Consider the following 16,431-nt stretch of genomic DNA (forward strand, 5'->3'; position numbering starts at 1 on the left):
TAGGTTTATAATATATTTACTTCAATTGATATGCTACTACGTTGTTTTTCATGAAGGTAGGTACGTAAACGATCTTTTTTGCAGCGTCATATCCTATATCTGCCGAGTTCGTTTTATCCGCGCTGGTGTCCAGCAACTTTTCAGTTGTGCCGTCTGATTTCACATAATAAACTACTCCTGCCCAGCAGGAAACCAGGTACTCCCCTTTTTTAACTTCTTCAATCCCGTCTGTACTTTTATCCATTCCTTCTGCCAAAACTGTTATTTCTTTGGAAGGGCTAAGTTTCTTCAGGGTTCCACTGTCGGCAATTAAAAGATCTGTCCCCACAGCCAGCAAGCCATTTGGGCCAGTCAAATTTTCAACATAAATAGATACCTGCCCGCCTTTTATTAAATGTACTTTTTTTGTTTGAGAATCAGATACGTAAATACTTCCTTTTGAGTCAATCGTTACATCATTCAGGAATTTCGAGCCCTCTACGGGATGCTTTTTTAAGATCTTGCCAGTTTTGATGTCAATTTCAACCACCTCGGTGATGTCAGCAACAAACAATTTTGAGCCGAATATTCCCATTCCTTTCGGTGCGCTCAGACCGGTTACCCAGTCTTTTGCGATAATTTTTCCGTCCAGACCCACTTTGGCTATTCCGCCTTTTTCATCCTTTTCTCCCGCTTTACCGTCGATGAGTGCCACATAAAGCACCTTATCCTGCTTATTGAAAAGTACGGATTCGGGAACCGGCAAGCTAGCTTCCGATGACCATAACTGAGTGAGTGAATGTTGTGCGTTGGAAGCGAACGACAAGCAGCTTGCTATCAATGTGGTGAGTAAAATCTTTTTCATTTTTACAAGGTTTTTAAAGTAGGATATAGACGATTGTTCTCAATCTGGCTTTTGTTATATCAAAGCTAAATAAAAATGCCCATACTGATTAAGCTGGGCATTTTTTAAATTTTTTTTAAATATTGAAATAACGCATTATGGTGTCTATTTGCGTTTCTTCCCTTTCTTCTTCTCAGAAACTACCGGTTCTGTTTTTTGCTTGCTGAGGTCATTGATCCGGATATTCCTGAATTTGAGGGGGGAACCGTGGCCCAGGAAACCTAAATGACCTGAAGTTCTTGACAAGCCCGGGTGTTCCTTGTGATCAGGCGTTCCGTTTTTGCTGGCTTCCGCAAGGTCGCCGTCAACAATGACAGTCCCATTTAAAGTAACCCGGATCTTTGATCCCTGCACGCGCACTTCCTCGTAGTTCCATTCCCCGAGAGGTTTCAAAAAGCCGCGTTTTGCAGGGATAATACCGTAAGCTGATCCGTGATATTGGTATTCCTTCAGATCTTTATATATATCGGCGTCGTTGTCGAGAATTTGTATCTCGGTACCTTCATAAGCAGCATCGCCTTGCATTGGTGTCCTGATTCCCAGACCGTTATTTGCTCCTGGTGTTAACTGAAACTCAAACCGGAAATCGAAATCGCTGTATTCATCTTTGGTGTACAAATTTCCCTTTCCTCCTTTTTTCGGGTCAACAACCAGTTCGCCGCCTTCAATGAAATAATCCGTTCTGTTTCCGGTCCATTCAAACATATTAGTACCGTCAAAAAGCACTTTGAAACCTTCTTTTTTCTCTTCTTCGGATAAGACGAATTCCTTGCGCGGGATTTCGCGCACATAGATATCGCGGTAATTGATTTGGTTCCCGTGTGCCTGCAATTCAAGTTGTTCCGAAGCGAAGATAGGCAGGTTTTTGTCCCAGTAATTTTCCAGAATCACATTGTCGACAACATTTTCTCCGTTCAGATCAACAGAAACGCGGTCACCTATCATGGTGATGTGAAACGTATTCCATTCACCGATCGCATTATCAGCCAGTTTGGAAGGCTTGCTCGGGTTTTTCTGGTTATTATATAAACCGCCCGATCCTACCTGAGCACCTACATCCACGCGCGAAGTATCCCAGATTTGTACCTGCGGCGTACCTCTCAGATAAATACCAGCGTCACCGTCTTTCTGGATTTTCCAATCTACGTACATTTCAAAATCCCCGTACGGTTTAACCGTACACAAATTGTCGCCGTGGCCGGAAAATATCAGCTCTCCGTCTTTCGCATACCAGTCTTTTTTCATCGCTTCATCCGCTTTCGCCTGTTTAGCTTTCAGGGTATCTGCGCTCATTTTAGCACGCGCTATCGGATTGGCCACCAAACCTTTCCAGCCTGTCAGGTCTTTTCCATTGAACAGTGAAACAAACCCTTCACCAGCCGGCATATCGGCCAAATGCCGGGTGATTGCCTGCTGCTGGTATTCGCTGTCTTTACCTTTCAAGAGGGAAGATGCTTTTGTCAGCAGCTCGCGGATTTCAGCTCCATAAAAGTCTCTGTTTGATAAAGCTATTGAAGCAACAGTTTGAGCGGCGATCGTTTGAATGTTTGGCTGATCCAGGTATTTTCCTGCAAATAATAATGCATTGATGGTCCGGTATCTGGCGAGCTCTTTCAAAATCATCTCTTTCTGGGTATCTGTCTTGGCTAGTCCCATTGCTTCCCGAAGCATGATTACCTTCAAAACAGGCGTCTTCGAAGATTTGCCTGCAACTGAAACATAGCCTGTCAAAGCCGCGTCAAATTCTCCTGCCTCCGTTGTTTTTTCGGCAATCGTTAACAGTTCCTTCGCGGCGCTTGCATCTGCCCAGGCCGCCAGCGAGCTGATCGCCGTTTTTTTCGTGGCAGCGTCGCCCTTCTCATAAGAAGAAACCACAGATCCCAATGCTTTTTTGCCACCGATCGTGGCCAGTACCGGCAGGTAATTGCGTTGTTTTTCCACCGTAGCCGACTGCATTTGTTTCAGGATCAGGTCCGTTTGCGCATTGGTTTCGCCAGAGCTTTTCACTACCGCGCTAATCGCATGCTGGACAGCAGCAATATCTTCGGGTGCAGTTTGTGAATTCAGTAAGGTAAATAACTGCGGCAGATCGTTGGCAGTTGCAAGCGATTTGAGTGAGCCAAATGCTGATTTCCGGACCGCCGGATCCGTACTTTTCAGCTGTGCGGAAACCACCGGAAGTTTGTCACTGGCCGCGCGCGCTGCGAGTACATCGATCAATGCGGCTTTGGCAGGAGCGGGCAGGGTAGGTATTGCTTTCGCGATCTGGTCGGGTAATGCGGCTCCTTTAATAGTGAGGAGACTACTTTTAACTGTTTCAATCTCTTCGAGGCTGGCAGTTTTTGTTACAGTGATCAGGCTGGCAATGCTGCTTTCCTGGCCGATTTTACCAGCCGCCCAAATCGCCGCTTTTTTTACTTGCGTATCTTTTGAAGTAAGTGATTTCAATATCGCAGGCAGCGCATCCTGCGAATCTGCGTGACCAAGCATTGTAATGATCTCTGCCTTTACTTCCGGTGTCGCTTTTTTCATTGCGGCCAGCCACGGGGCCGTTCCGTTCGCCATCAGGTATTTTTGACCAAGCTTCAAGGCTGCTGCGCGATATTCCGGATTGGTGCTTTGCAATGCACTTACCAGAGCAGGTACAGATTCTCTTTTCTTAATATCAGAATAGATTTTAAGCGCAGCCGATTTCGTAGCTACCTGCTTCGGGTCGGGTGTATTTTTAACAATTTCCCACGCAGCTTTCTCAGCGAGTGCAGCATTACCTGTTTTGGCAAGATTGGCGAGGTATTTCAAATAAACGGCCGCCGCATCACTGCGATCATAACCGTACAAAGTTTTCTGCGCAGCCAGCATTAATACCTGCTCCGAAGAAGGCGCCGCAATTTCTGACAATGCATACAGACTCACTTTGCGCAAAAGCAGATCTTCGCTCGTCGCTGTTTTCTCGATTTGTGGCGCAGCTTCTTTGTACTTACTATCGCCAAGTGCCTCAATAATTGCGATTTGAGCGGCACCTTTTGCTTTGTCCAAAGCCTGGAACAACGCAGTACCAGCCGCAGTGGAGCCATTTCTCGCCAGCGCTCTTGCCGCCGGACCTGATAAACGTTCGTCACCGAGATAGCCTTTCAGCGCATTAACTGACTCGTCTTTTCCGACGGTTTGTAATTGGTATATCAGGAAATTCTTCGAATCAGGGTCGTTTACTTTTCCCAAAGCTTCACTGTAAGCTTCGGAAGCTGCAATTCTTGCAATTTCCTTGCCCGCTTGCGAGGCATAATAGGTAAAACCGCCGAGCGCATACTGGATTTTGGTATTATCACCTTTGCCCAGCGGCGTCAGCATGGTGGCGATCTGAACGAGCGCAGGCTTGCCCAGCTGTTCCAGTTCAGCCATATTCTTTTTCAATCCGGCCTCATTCTGGGCAGGAAGTTTGGAGAACAAATCTTCGATCTTGGTAGTAAGAGAAGCATCTGTTTGTGCGAAAACCGGCGAAATAAGCAGGTACGCAGCTATAATTGGGTAGAAGATTTTCTTCATTGTTTTTTTGAAGCCTTGGCAAATGCCGGAGCCTGTAAGGTGGTTTCAGGATTTTGGTAAAATGCGGTGGATCAAATGGTCCATGGCCCGCGCATAGGTTGGTTGATCAGGCGGTTGGCGCCTTCATCGTCTACAAATTCCTGCTTTTCGGGATCAAATTTCAGGGAGCGGCCCAGCCTCAACGCAGCCAGTCCCATATTCACGATCGTGCAGGAACGGTGGCCGTTTTCTTCGTTCAGCGCAAATTTTTTCCGGTTTTTAACAGCATCTACAAAATCCGTAACCTGTGGCTCGGGGTCGGGGAAAGCTGCCAGTTTCTTTTCCAGATCAGGAATGTCGGATTTAAAATTCGGGTACAGTTTCCCTTTCGGCCCTTCGATATAAGCGACTTTTTCGTCTTTCGCTTCACCGTCCAGAATGATCTGGCAACCGTCTTCATAAGTGTAGGTAATACGTCTCCACGTGCCTACCGCCTCGGTATGCTGCTGCGGCGCATCCACTTCCACGCTCACTGGACTGGTATCGTCTTTTCCCAAAAAGTACTGAACGGGATCCAGGTAATGCTGGCCCATGTCGCCTAATCCGCCGCCATCGTAATCCCAGTAGCCGCGGAAAGTCTGGTGCACGCGGTGCTCGCTATACGGTTTGTAAGGAGCGGGGCCGAGCCACATTTCGTAGTCCAGATCGGCTGGTACCGGCTGGGGTGCATTGTTTGTTTTCCCAACCCAATAAAATTTCCAGTCAAAACCGGTATGCTTGCTTACGGTCACTTTCAAAGGCCAGCCCAATAATCCACTCTGAACGAGCTTCTTAATAGGTTTGACAGGCGTTCTCATGCCGTAAAAATTATCTTCAAAACGAAACCAGGTATTCAATCGGAAAACCCTTCCGTGCTGCTGCACAGCTTCGACCAGTCGTTTTCCTTCACCGATCGTACGCGTCATTGGTTTTTCACACCACACATCTTTACCAGCGCGGGCTGCGTCGGCGGCGATGATCCCGTGCCAGTGCGGCGGGGTAGCCACGTGCACAATATCCACTTCGGGAAGCTGGATCAGTTCGCGGTAGTCGGAAAAGGTTTTTACACCTTTGTCGACCATACTTACTGCTGTGGCGAGATGCTTTTTATCCACATCGCAAAGCGCAACGACTTTGGTTCCTGCATAAGGAATGTGGCCGCGGCCCATGGAGCCGGTACCCACAATCGCTTTGGTAAGCTGGTCGCTCGGAGCGAGGAAGCCTTTGCCGAGTACGTGGCGCGGAACGATCGAAAAAGTCGCCAGTGTGGCAATAGAACCTTTGATAAAGTTCCTTCTGGATGCAGAAGTACCTTTCTGTTCTTTCATTGATTAAGGTGATTTAGGAAATAAAATTAAGTAACAGCCTTCAATTTAGGTCAATATTCAGAACCGGCCAAAACTGCCTGTCGCTTTATGGGAATACCAACAGTAATTAACGGAATTTGAAAAGTTGGTTGTCTATAACGGAATATTACCATGCTTTTTCCGTGGTAGCACAGCCACTTTATTTTCCAGCATTTCAAAGGCGGCGATCAGTTTTTGACGGGTTTGTTCGGGGTAAATTACTTCGTCAATATAGCCCCTGTTCGCTGCCAGATATGGGTTTGCGAATTTTTCAGTGTATTCGGTGATCTTTTCCTGCAACTTCTCCTGCGGGTTTTCAGCCTGGGCGATGTCGCGTTTGAAAATGATCTCCGCCGCGCCGCTTGCGCCCATTACCGCAATCTCGGCACTCGGCCAGGCGTAGTTCATGTCGGCGCCAATGTGTTTAGAATTCATCACATCATATGCGCCGCCATATGCTTTTCGGGTGATCACTGTGATACGCGGGACCGTCGCTTCGCAGAATGCATAAAGCAGTTTGGCGCCATTTGTAATGATCGCATTCCATTCCTGGTCGGTGCCGGGCAGAAAGCCTGGTACATCTTCAAGAACGAGTAAGGGGATATTGAAACTGTCACAAAAACGAACAAACCGCGCCGCTTTCTGACTTGCGTGAATATCAAGTACCCCTGCCAGGACAGCCGGCTGATTCGCCACGATACCAATACTTCTGCCCGCCAATCTCGCAAAGCCGACGACAATATTCTCCGCAAAATTCGCGTGCACTTCATGGAAACTGCCCTCGTCTGTAAGCTCGGTAATTACCTCACGCATTTCGTAAGGCTGGTTGGAGCTCGGCGGGATTATCGTATTCAGCGCGGGTCGCCGCTCATTTGCAGCGGTATAGGGTACTCTCGGCGCTTCGTCTTCGCAGTTTTGGGGAATATAGCTCAGCAACTTCTTGATAGAAAGAAGGCATTCCACTTCATTGGGGGCTACAAAATGCGTTACGCCCGACTTGGAAGCGTGTGTCATCGCGCCGCCCAGCTCCTCTGAGGTTACTTCTTCATGCGTGACAGTTTTGACGACATTCGGTCCCGTTACAAACATGTAACTGGTATTTTCAACCATTAAAATAAAATCGGTAATCGCGGGAGAATATACCGCCCCGCCCGCGCAGGGCCCCATTACCGCCGAAATTTGGGGAATAACGCCGGAGGCAAGGGTGTTTTTGTAAAAAATATCAGCATAACCCGCCAGTGAAAGTACGCCTTCCTGAATGCGCGCACCACCGGAATCGTTTAAACCGATAACAGGGGCACCATTTTTCATGGCAAGGTCCATGAGCTTGCAGATCTTTTCGGCGTGGGTTTCAGAAAGTGAGCCGCCGAAAACGGTGAAATCCTGCGCGAAAATATAGATAAGACGGTTATTTACTTTCCCGTAACCTGTAACCACACCGTCACCGAGGTAATGCTCCTTGTCCAGTCCGAAATCGCTGCTTCTGTGCGTGACAAACCTGCCTATTTCTTCAAAAGTACCTTCGTCAAGCAGTACCGAAATCCGCTCGCGGGCTGTCAGTTTTCCCTTTTTGTGCTGTGCTTCAATCCTTTTTTCGCCACCTCCGAGTTCTGCCTCAGCATTTTTTTTATCTAATAGTTCTTTTTTGGAAATTGCGGCGGATTCGGATTTCATGTAATACAGGCGATATGGTTACATTTGTTTTCAACGGGTTATAAATATAGCGGCATTTTACTGATTCGGGAAATATCGATACTTATGAGGGTGTTAGGGGGCCAGGCTTTTATTTTTACAATGCTGGTGACCCTGCTGTCTCAGGCTGCAATCGCACAGCCGACTGGCGGACGAAGCAAGCTTGACTTTCTAGTATTACCTGCGCAGGCAAAAAATACAGCGCTCGGTACGCACCATTTAACAGCTCCCGGCAACGATCCTGCGCTATTTCTCCAGAATCCTTCATTACTTGACTCCACTAAATCGGACAATGCTTCGGTGAACCTGATGCCTTACCTTGCTGATACCAGATTTTTGAATCTGGCATATGCAGGAAAAGCGGGAAAACAGCCCGGAGTCTGGGCGGTAGGGCTGCAATATCTGAATTACGGTACCATGGAGGAAACCGATGATATGGGGAATGTGATCGGCGAATTCCGGGCGGCAGATTACGGATTATCTGCCGGGTACGGGCATTCAATAGGCGCATTTTCGGTAGGAGGGACGGTGAAATTCGTAGGCGCGTCTGTGGAAACTTATCAGACCTGGGGAGTGGCATTTGACTGGGGCGCTGTTTTTAAACATCCGAAAGAGGATTTTACGGTAGGCTTTGTGGTCAAAAATATGGGTTTCCTGAAACAGAACTTTAACGGCGCCACTACGCCCGTTTTGCCACTGGATGTTCGCGCGGGCATTACGTTTAAACCTGAGTATATGCCTGTGAGAGTGACAGTTACTGCGCATCATCTCAATAGGTTCGACATGGTGTACAATGATCCCGCCTTGTTTTTTACCTACGATATCAATGGAAACAGGCTGCCCAGAAAGGTAGGAATTGCAGAAAAGCTCGGCCGGCATTTGTCGCTCGGGGCGGAGGCGCTGATCCATAAAAAATTCCGTCTCCTGCTGGGTTATGATCATTTGCGCAGACAGGAACTGCGGCTTTCCGATCGGGGCGCATTGGCCGGGTTTTCTTTTGGATTGTGGCTGAGGATTAAGCGGTTCGAGGTCAGTTACGGTCGCGCGCAATATGTGCCGGGTTTTGGAAGCAGCTCTCTTTCAATCGTCATGAATCTGAAAAAGGATTTTGCAAAAGAACCCTACTGAACAACAATTCCCTTTTCAAGTTTCAGGAAATGCGTGACACAGGAAGGTATTTCCTGCGGGTAATGTGACACGTAGATCAACGTTCTGTCCGAAGTGTCGCAAATCGCGTCTACCACTGATTTGAAATATTCAATCGCTTCACTATCAAGTCCCTGGCATGGTTCGTCGAGGATTAGTAGCGGTGGGTTTTTGACCAGCGCCCGGGCAAGCAATACCATTCTCTGCTGACCTTTTGAAAGCTGTGAAAAGTCTTTTTCAATCAATTGACCGACATGCAGCAGCTCTGCGACCTGGTGTACGCGGCGAATCTGTAACTCTGAGAGTTTTTTGAAAAACACCCCTGTCGCATCGAAAAAGCCCGACGCTATTGTTTTGAAAACCGTCGTATTTCTTGGAAAATAAAGGTGCAGTTCCGGTGAAACATGCCCGATCTTTTGCTTGATATCCCAGATCGACGCACCTGCTCCGCCGCGTTTTTTGTCAAAAAGATCGAAATCATTGGCGAAACGCTGCGGATTATCAGCGGTCAGAATGCTGAGCAGCGTTGATTTACCGGAGCCATTTGCGCCGGACAACGCCCATTTTTCACCTTTCGCTACTTTCCAGTTTACATTATCGAGTATCACCTCACTGCCATATTTGATTTTGATGTTGCGTAGGTCAAATGCTATGTTGAAGTCAGTAAATTCGGGTGAACCGAAATCCACCAGGCGGACCGCATCTGGCTGTGGATGTTTGATTGGCTGGGTAGCTGCTTTGAAATCAGACACCTTCGTTTTTCTGATGATTTTGCCTTCATTCATTTCCAGAACATGCGTTACACAGGCAGGAATCTCAGTCGCCGTAGTTGCCATAATAATAGTAACCCCTTCGTTAGCAAGGTGGCTGAGTGCATTTCGCAACACTTCTCTGGAATGCACGTCCAGCCCGCTGAATGCGTTATCAAGCATCAGCAGTTTCGGTTTCTTTAAAAGTGACTTTGCAAGAAGCATTCTACGCGTTTCCCCATTTGAAAGCGTCACAAAAGGATGATCAAGCAAATGAATGAGGGAAAGTAATTTGGAAACTCTGGCTAGTTCGTCTTCACTCACCTTCGAGGGCTGCAAGTCCACAGACTTATCGTCGACCGTCCCGACCGGTTTGAGCTGATCCGTCAAAACCTCACGCAGGGTAGGCGCGCGCTCGGCCTCGTAAGCATGAAATCGCTGCTGATAGTACTCAGCACCGGCGCTGACAATCCGATTAAAAGAGTAGTCGTTCGAAGCGAGCTCGACAGTTTCCCGCAAAGGCGCCTGCCAGCCGTAGCTTATTTTGCCGGAGAGTACCGGCCATTTGCCAGCTAAAATTTCAAGCAACACCGTTTTTCCAGCCCCGTTCGGCCCGATCACCGCCCAGTTTTCCCCTTTTTCAATATCCCAATTGACATCTGAAAGAACCTGAATCTCATATTTTCGGACCGAGACATTTTGAAGAGAAACCACTGACATGAAGTATTGAACACTTTAATGAATGCGCAATATTATAACTTTGAATGTAATAGGAAACAAAAAAAGCATCCTGGCATGGATGCTTTTTTTGTCGTTTATAGTTTGCTAATGAATATCAATGTTGTAATTCAAGATTAAATTCTTTGAGCATGGAAGTTGTAAATGCGGAAAGATCGTCGGTTGTTCGGCTGGTTACCAAACCGTTATTCGTCACCACTTCCTGATCAATCCAGATCGCTCCCGCATTTTCAAGATCATGACGGATGGCAGCGTAAGAAGTAAGCGTTCGTCCGAGTACCACATCAGCATCGATCAATATCTGAGGCCCGTGGCATATCGCGGCTACGGGTTTACCGTTGATAAAGAACGACTTCACAAAATCAATGGCTTTTTGTTGCATCCGCAGCGCATCAAGCCCTATGACGCCACCAGGAATCAACAGTGCGTCGTAATATTCCGGCCGGGCCATTTGAAGCGGCACATTTACCCTGTGCTTTTCGCCCCAGTCCAGGTGGCTCCATCCCCTCACCTGATCTTTGTTCGGGGAGATCAGGTGGGTCGTTGCGCCCATCCGATCTAGGACTTTTCTGGGGCAGGTCATTTCGACTTGCTCAAATCCATCTGCAACCAGAATTGCAACTTTAAATGAATTTAGCGTTTGTAACATGGAGTTCGTGATGGAATAAAGGTTTAGATAATTCAGGTATTTAATTGCACAAAAATTATGCCAAATTGTAAACATCATGTAGGAGCCATTTTTCAAACGTTTGCGTAGCTCACAATCTACATATGTGGAACCTCAGCTTATCTTTCCCCAAACCTTATTAAATAGAAAAAGCAGTCGGAAGACTGCTTTTTCTATTATAATTATTTCAAGAATTAAATCTCGACACTGCCAATGTTCTCAAATATCAGATCTCCGTGAGCGTCCAATTCCATCATGATCACCGAATCCTTGGCGACCTGGCCGCTCAGGATACCTTTCGAAAGCTCGTTGAGTATCCTTCTTTGCATTACCCTTTTGAGCGGTCGTGCACCGAATGCAGGGTCAAAACCATCTTCACCCAGTTTGGTCAATGCCTCGTCACTAGCATCCAGCGTGATACCTTGTTCGCGGAGCATGTTCTGAATCCCTTTGAACTGGATGTCCACGATCTTGCGGATGTTTTGTAGTGTCAGCGGCTCAAACAGAACGATTTCGTCGATCCGGTTTAAAAACTCAGGTCTTACTGATGCTTTCAGCAGATCCAGAACAGCCGTTTTAGCTTCTTCTACGATCAGGGTATGGTTCCAGCCCTCATCTTCGGCGAATTTTTCCTGGATAATATGGCTTCCGATATTGGAGGTCATGATAATGATCGTGTTCTTGAAGTTGGCAACCCGGCCTTTGTTATCGGTGAGCCGGCCTTCGTCAAGCACCTGCAATAATATATTCCAGACATCAGGGTGGCCTTTTTCGATCTCATCCAGTAAAATCACACTGTAAGGTTTTCTCCGAACTGCTTCCGTCAGCTGTCCGCCTTCATCATACCCCACATATCCCGGAGGCGCACCCACCAATCTGCTTACTGCGTGGCGTTCCTGGTATTCGCTCATATCGATCCGCACCATCGCATTTTCGTCATTGAACAGATATTCAGCGAGTGTTTTGGCAAGCTCTGTTTTTCCAACGCCGGTAGGGCCAAGGAATAAAAAGCTGCCGATCGGACGTTTGGCGTCCTGTAAACCCGCCCGGCTGCGCCTTACTGCGTCCGACACTACCTCAATCGCCTCGGCTTGTCCGGCCACACGCTGGTGCAGGTGTTCTTCCAGTTGCAGCAACTTCTCGCGGTCGCTTTGCAGCATTTTGCTGACAGGTATCCCGGTCCATTTAGCCACTACCTCAGCAATATCTTCTGGCGTGATTTCCTCCTGCATCAGGCTCTGTTCATTTTCTGAATTCTGCAATATTTCCAGTTGCCGCTGCACTTCGGGAATGCGCCCGTACCGGATCTCCGCCACTTTTCCAAAGTCGCCGGAACGTTCTGCCTGCTCGGCTTCCAGTCTCAGTTGCTCGCTTTGCTCTTTCAGCGTCCTGACCTCATTGACTTTGCCTTTCTCATTTTCCCATTGCGCTTTCAATGTATTGCGCTCATCGCTGAGGTCGGCGATTTCCTTATTCAGGACGGTTTCTTTGTCTTTGTTATTTTCCCTCCTGATCGCCTCGCGTTCAATTTCCAGCTGCATAATGCGGCGGTTCAACTCGTCGAGCTCTTCGGGTACACTGTCCATTTCCAGCCGCAGTTTAGAAGCGGCCTCGTCCATCAGGTCAATAGCCTTATCAGGCAGAAACCGGTCGCTGATATATCTATTGGATAACTCCACCGCAGCGATCACCGCATCGTCCTGGATCCGCACGCCGTGGTGCAGTTCGTATTTTTCTTTGATACCCCTTAAAATACTGATTGCATCCGGGATATTAGGTTCATCGACCATTACAGCCTGGAAACGACGTTCCAGTGCCTTGTCTTTTTCCATGTACTTCTGATACTCCTTCAAAGTAGTAGCGCCAATTGCATGAAGTTCGCCTCTTGCCAGTGCAGGTTTCAGCAGGTTAGCAGCGTCCATTGCGCTTTCGCCGCCACCGCCCGCGCCGATCAGTGTGTGGATCTCGTCGATAAAAAGTACGATCTCGCCTTCGGAGTCGGTTACCTCTTTAATTACCGCTTTTAGCCGCTCTTCAAATTCACCTTTATATTTGGCACCGGCGATCAGTAGCCCCATGTCCAGGGATACAATCGTTTTGGATTTCAGGTTTTCAGGAACATCGCCTTGGACAATACGCTGTGCGAGCCCTTCAACAATCGCTGTTTTGCCTACTCCTGGCTCTCCCAAAAGAATAGGGTTATTTTTAGTACGACGACTTAATATCTGCAAAACGCGCCTGATCTCTTCGTCCCGCCCGATTACCGGGTCAATCTTACCGGCCTTGGCCAGCTCATTCAAATTTTTGCTGTATCGTTCCAAAGAGCGATATTTGGCTTCTGCATTTTGATCTTTCACAGGGTTATTTTTTCCTCTAAGTTCCTTGATTGCATTGATAAGCTTCCTTTCTTCAAAACCCAACTCCTTCATCAGCGTTGCTGTGGTGTCTTTTCCGCTGAGTATACCCAGCAACAGCAATTCAATACTGATAAATTCGTCGTCAAACTCTTTTAGATAATGCTGGGCTTTTCCGCTTGCAGCGGCCATGTCGTTGCCCAGATAAGGCTGACCACCCGATACCCTCGGATAGCCGTCCAATATCTTTTGAAGCCGGCTATTTAGAATATCCGCGCTGATATTGAGCTTGTTAAGGAGAAACTGGGAAGTGTTGGGATCTTCCTCTAATATGGATTTTAAAACGTGGCCGGTTTCAATAGCCTGTTGCTGATTGCCCTGGACCATTTGCGCAGCGTGCTGTATTATCTCCTGCGCCTTGATGGTATATTGGTTAAAGTTCATGGCGATGATTTCGTTGTTTAATGCTAATTAGCACTTGGCAAAGTGTGTGCCGCGTTACGAAATCGGAAATTCTGGCATTTGTGCGAGCCATTTTGGGAAAATCAAGACAAAATGTCTCAGTTGTGATCGCTTACATGCTTTTCTTCTGAATTCTTTTGTGAATGTCCAAAGTTTCAGCCAGGGCAGCACTGCCGTACCAAAGCAGCATTTCAGGCTCCAGCAGCCTGGCTTTCACGGCTGGATCTGTTTCTACGAGCCGCTGACCTTCCTCGAGAGTAGTTGCATTTAATATGAAAAGGCCCCGGTACTTGTCATTCTTGAAAAATGGCCCGGCCACGACGAGTTTTCCTTCGTCCGCAAGCCGGTCGATATTGTGCATATGTAGCATGAAAATACTGTCGGTTTTGGCCTTCGCAAGATTTGTAACAGTGCCCGTTTTCAAAAAAACCATCACATATTTTTTCATCCCGTACTCATCCGCGCCCAGCTTTTTAGCCAATGTGGAATCATAAGCAGATTTGGAAGATTGCGCGTGGAGATTGCCGGATAACGTGATAGAAGCAGTCAGAGCCAGGAAGTATATTAGTTTCATGGTCAGTTGGTTATTTAAGTTGATATTAAATGTATCTATAATTTGACAAAGATTTAGCGCGAAAGCAAAGGTCAAAATAAAAGCCGCCCGGTTTAAATCAGGCGGCTTTTCGAGGTGTCAGAAATCTATTGTTAAATGTCGGTTTGTGTTTTTAAAAGGTCTTCGAGTGTCTCCCTTCTGCGCACCAGTTTTGCGTTTCCGTTGTCGATCAAAACTTCGGCTGGCCGTAACCGGGCATTGTAGTTTGAGCTCATTGTCATGCCGTAGGCACCGGCATTCAAAAATGCGAGCACGTCTCCGGGCCGCACTTCGGGTAGTTCGCGGTCGCTTGCAAAAGTGTCTGTTTCGCAAATGTAGCCCACTACATTATAGGTTTTCAGCGGCCCTTCCGGATTTGTAATGTTCAGGATATGGTGGTAAGAACCATACATCATCGGGCGGATCAGATGGTTGAGCCCCGAGTCTACGTGAACGAAATTCCGGGCAGGGTCTTCTTTCACAACCGTCGTTTTCACAAGCAGAAAGCCGGATTCGCTGACAAGAAATTTGCCCGGTTCAAACCATAGTTGCAGGGTTTTTCCATATTCCAGGCAGAACTTTTTGAATCGTTCGGAAATATTTTTCCCCAGTAATTCCATGTCGGTAACATGGTCCCCCGGTAAATAGGAAACTTTGAATCCGCCCCCCAAATCAATGATTTTGAGATCGGGAAAACGTTTGGCGGCTTCGAAAAGAATATCGGCAACTTTCAGAAAAGGCTCCGCGTCCTTGATGTCTGACCCGGTATGCTGATGTAAGCCTATAATTTTAATGTCATATTTTTTGACCACTTCCAATACTTCGTCAAGAAGCAAAACCGAGATACCAAATTTGGAGTCAGCGTGTGCGGTCATGATTTTTGCATTTCCTCCCGCAGCTACATTGGGTTTAATGCGGATCAGGCAAGGTTTCGTATTCCCGTAGGTCTGGCCAAACCATTCCAAAAGTGGTATGCTATCCACGTTCACGATCGCGCCGGCGTCCACGGCCGCCCTCACTTCCTCAAACGGAACACCGCTTGGGGTAAAAGTAATCTGGTTAGCAGCATAACCCGCGATCATACCCATTTCCAGCTCGCCGGGTGAAACCACGTCGAGCTCTACGCCAATTTCCCGCATTAACCGTAGAATCGAAAGATTGGTATTCGCTTTGCACGCGTATTTGATTTTCATATCTACCCCGGAGAAAGCATTTTTCAGCTCTTCCGCTTTGCGACGGATCGTTGCGCCGTCATATAAATACAGGGGACTTCCGTAGGCACTTAAGAGTTCTGTCGGGTCGATATTTTGAATGGAGAGCGTATGTTGTTCTGCGAGTTGCATGGACTATAACGGTGATGCTTTGTTTGATTGGCCAAAAATTAAATAACTATTTGCAGTAGCGGTCCAGGTAGGTTGCCATTTCCTGCTGAATTGCAAAGGCTTCCTGTCGGGCCTTTTGGGTAAAATTTGTGTCGTTACCCGCGTAAATGATACTTCTTGATGCATTTACCAGTAATCCACAGTTGCTGTTCATTCCAAATTTTGAAACTTCTTCCAGGTTTCCTCCCTGAGCGCCTACGCCGGGAACCAACAGAAAATGTTCGGGGATAATTGCTCTGATTTTCTCAAACTCGGATGCCTGCGTGGCGCCAACCACGTACATCATCCGGTCCGCACCAGCCCATTGCTGGGAAGTTTTGAGTACTTGCTCGTAAAGATCGATACCCTGGAATTGCAGTCGTTGGAAGTCTGAACTTCCTGAGTTAGAGGTTAATGCAAGTAATATTACCCATTTGTCTTTATGTTCTAAAAACGGAAGAACCGAGTCGCTGCCCATGTAAGGCGCCACGGTAACTGAATCGAAATTGAGTCCCGAAGAAGCCGGATCGAAAAATGTGCGGGCGTATAAACCGGAAGTGTTGCCAATATCACCGCGTTTGGCATCGGCAATAGTGAAATGGGAGTCAGGAATATAGTCGAGGGTTTTCTGCAGACTTTCCCAACCTTTCCCGCCCAATGCTTCATAAAAGGCAATATTTGGTTTATACGAAACACAATAGTCGGCGGTAGCATCGATGATCTGTTTGTTGAATTCAAAAACAGGGTCCGCTGCTTGTAACAGGTGGGAAGGGATTTTACGGATGTCAGTATCCAGCCCCACACAGAGATAGGTTTGCTTAGCTGATATCTGCTGGAATAGCTCTTTGTAAGTCATGATCTGGGAAATATTGCGCCGAAA

The 16,431-nt window shown here is 47.3% G+C and carries 11 protein-coding genes; 1 reads left to right on the top strand and 10 read right to left on the bottom strand.

The features are described from left to right. Nucleotides 1-16 precede the first annotated feature (16 nt). From FXO21_RS15240 to FXO21_RS15255, 4 genes are all read right to left on the bottom strand, one after another. The gene (locus FXO21_RS15240) at nucleotides 17-844 is read right to left on the bottom strand and encodes an SMP-30/gluconolactonase/LRE family protein (RefSeq protein WP_149640872.1); all 828 of its coding nucleotides are present in this window, start codon (nucleotides 842-844) and stop codon (nucleotides 17-19) included. Nucleotides 845-988: 144 nt separating this feature from the next. After that, nucleotides 989-4,426 carry a family 16 glycoside hydrolase gene (locus tag FXO21_RS15245; RefSeq protein ID WP_149640873.1) on the bottom strand — a complete coding sequence of 1,146 codons (3,438 nt, stop codon included), beginning with the start codon at nucleotides 4,424-4,426 and terminating at the stop codon, nucleotides 989-991. Between the two features lie 71 nt (nucleotides 4,427-4,497). Then, nucleotides 4,498-5,772, bottom strand: a complete 1,275-nt coding sequence (locus tag FXO21_RS15250; RefSeq protein WP_149640874.1) for a Gfo/Idh/MocA family oxidoreductase — start codon at nucleotides 5,770-5,772, stop codon at nucleotides 4,498-4,500. Nucleotides 5,773-5,904: 132 nt separating this feature from the next. After that, nucleotides 5,905-7,464 carry an acyl-CoA carboxylase subunit beta gene (locus FXO21_RS15255; protein WP_149640875.1) on the bottom strand — a complete coding sequence of 520 codons (1,560 nt, stop codon included), beginning with the start codon at nucleotides 7,462-7,464 and terminating at the stop codon, nucleotides 5,905-5,907. Between the two features lie 84 nt (nucleotides 7,465-7,548). On the opposite strand from FXO21_RS15255, the gene porQ reads away from it, so the two are divergent. Beyond that, a complete protein-coding gene (porQ, locus tag FXO21_RS15260; RefSeq protein ID WP_149640876.1) occupies nucleotides 7,549-8,610 on the top strand; it encodes a type IX secretion system protein PorQ in 1,062 nt (353 codons plus the stop codon). On the opposite strand, the gene FXO21_RS15265 is transcribed toward porQ, so the two are convergent. The 6 genes from FXO21_RS15265 to pyrF all read right to left on the bottom strand — a co-directional run bounded on the left by FXO21_RS15265 (nucleotide 8,604) and on the right by pyrF (nucleotide 16,407). Then, entirely contained in the window at nucleotides 8,604-10,097 is a 1,494-nt protein-coding gene (locus FXO21_RS15265) for an ATP-binding cassette domain-containing protein (RefSeq protein WP_149640877.1), read from the bottom strand. The two genes, porQ and FXO21_RS15265, sit on opposite strands and share 7 nt — an antisense overlap. A 115-nt stretch (nucleotides 10,098-10,212) precedes the next feature. Next, the gene (locus FXO21_RS15270; protein ID WP_149640878.1) at nucleotides 10,213-10,764 is read right to left on the bottom strand and encodes a type 1 glutamine amidotransferase domain-containing protein; all 552 of its coding nucleotides are present in this window, start codon (nucleotides 10,762-10,764) and stop codon (nucleotides 10,213-10,215) included. Between the two features lie 212 nt (nucleotides 10,765-10,976). After that, the gene (gene clpB, locus FXO21_RS15275) at nucleotides 10,977-13,580 is read right to left on the bottom strand and encodes an ATP-dependent chaperone ClpB (RefSeq protein WP_149640879.1); all 2,604 of its coding nucleotides are present in this window, start codon (nucleotides 13,578-13,580) and stop codon (nucleotides 10,977-10,979) included. A 130-nt stretch (nucleotides 13,581-13,710) separates the two neighbouring features. Beyond that, the gene (locus FXO21_RS15280; protein ID WP_149640880.1) at nucleotides 13,711-14,172 is read right to left on the bottom strand and encodes a YciI family protein; all 462 of its coding nucleotides are present in this window, start codon (nucleotides 14,170-14,172) and stop codon (nucleotides 13,711-13,713) included. 131 nt (nucleotides 14,173-14,303) lie between these two features. Next, nucleotides 14,304-15,533, bottom strand: coding sequence for a diaminopimelate decarboxylase (gene lysA / locus FXO21_RS15285; protein ID WP_149640881.1), 1,230 nt, complete (start codon nucleotides 15,531-15,533; stop codon nucleotides 14,304-14,306). 46 nt (nucleotides 15,534-15,579) lie between these two features. Then, nucleotides 15,580-16,407, bottom strand: a complete 828-nt coding sequence (pyrF, locus tag FXO21_RS15290) for an orotidine-5'-phosphate decarboxylase (RefSeq protein ID WP_149640882.1) — start codon at nucleotides 16,405-16,407, stop codon at nucleotides 15,580-15,582. Nucleotides 16,408-16,431: the final 24 nt, after the last annotated feature.

Origin of the sequence: Dyadobacter sp. UC 10 (assembly GCF_008369915.1) — a bacterium.
Classification (GTDB): domain Bacteria; phylum Bacteroidota; class Bacteroidia; order Cytophagales; family Spirosomataceae; genus Dyadobacter.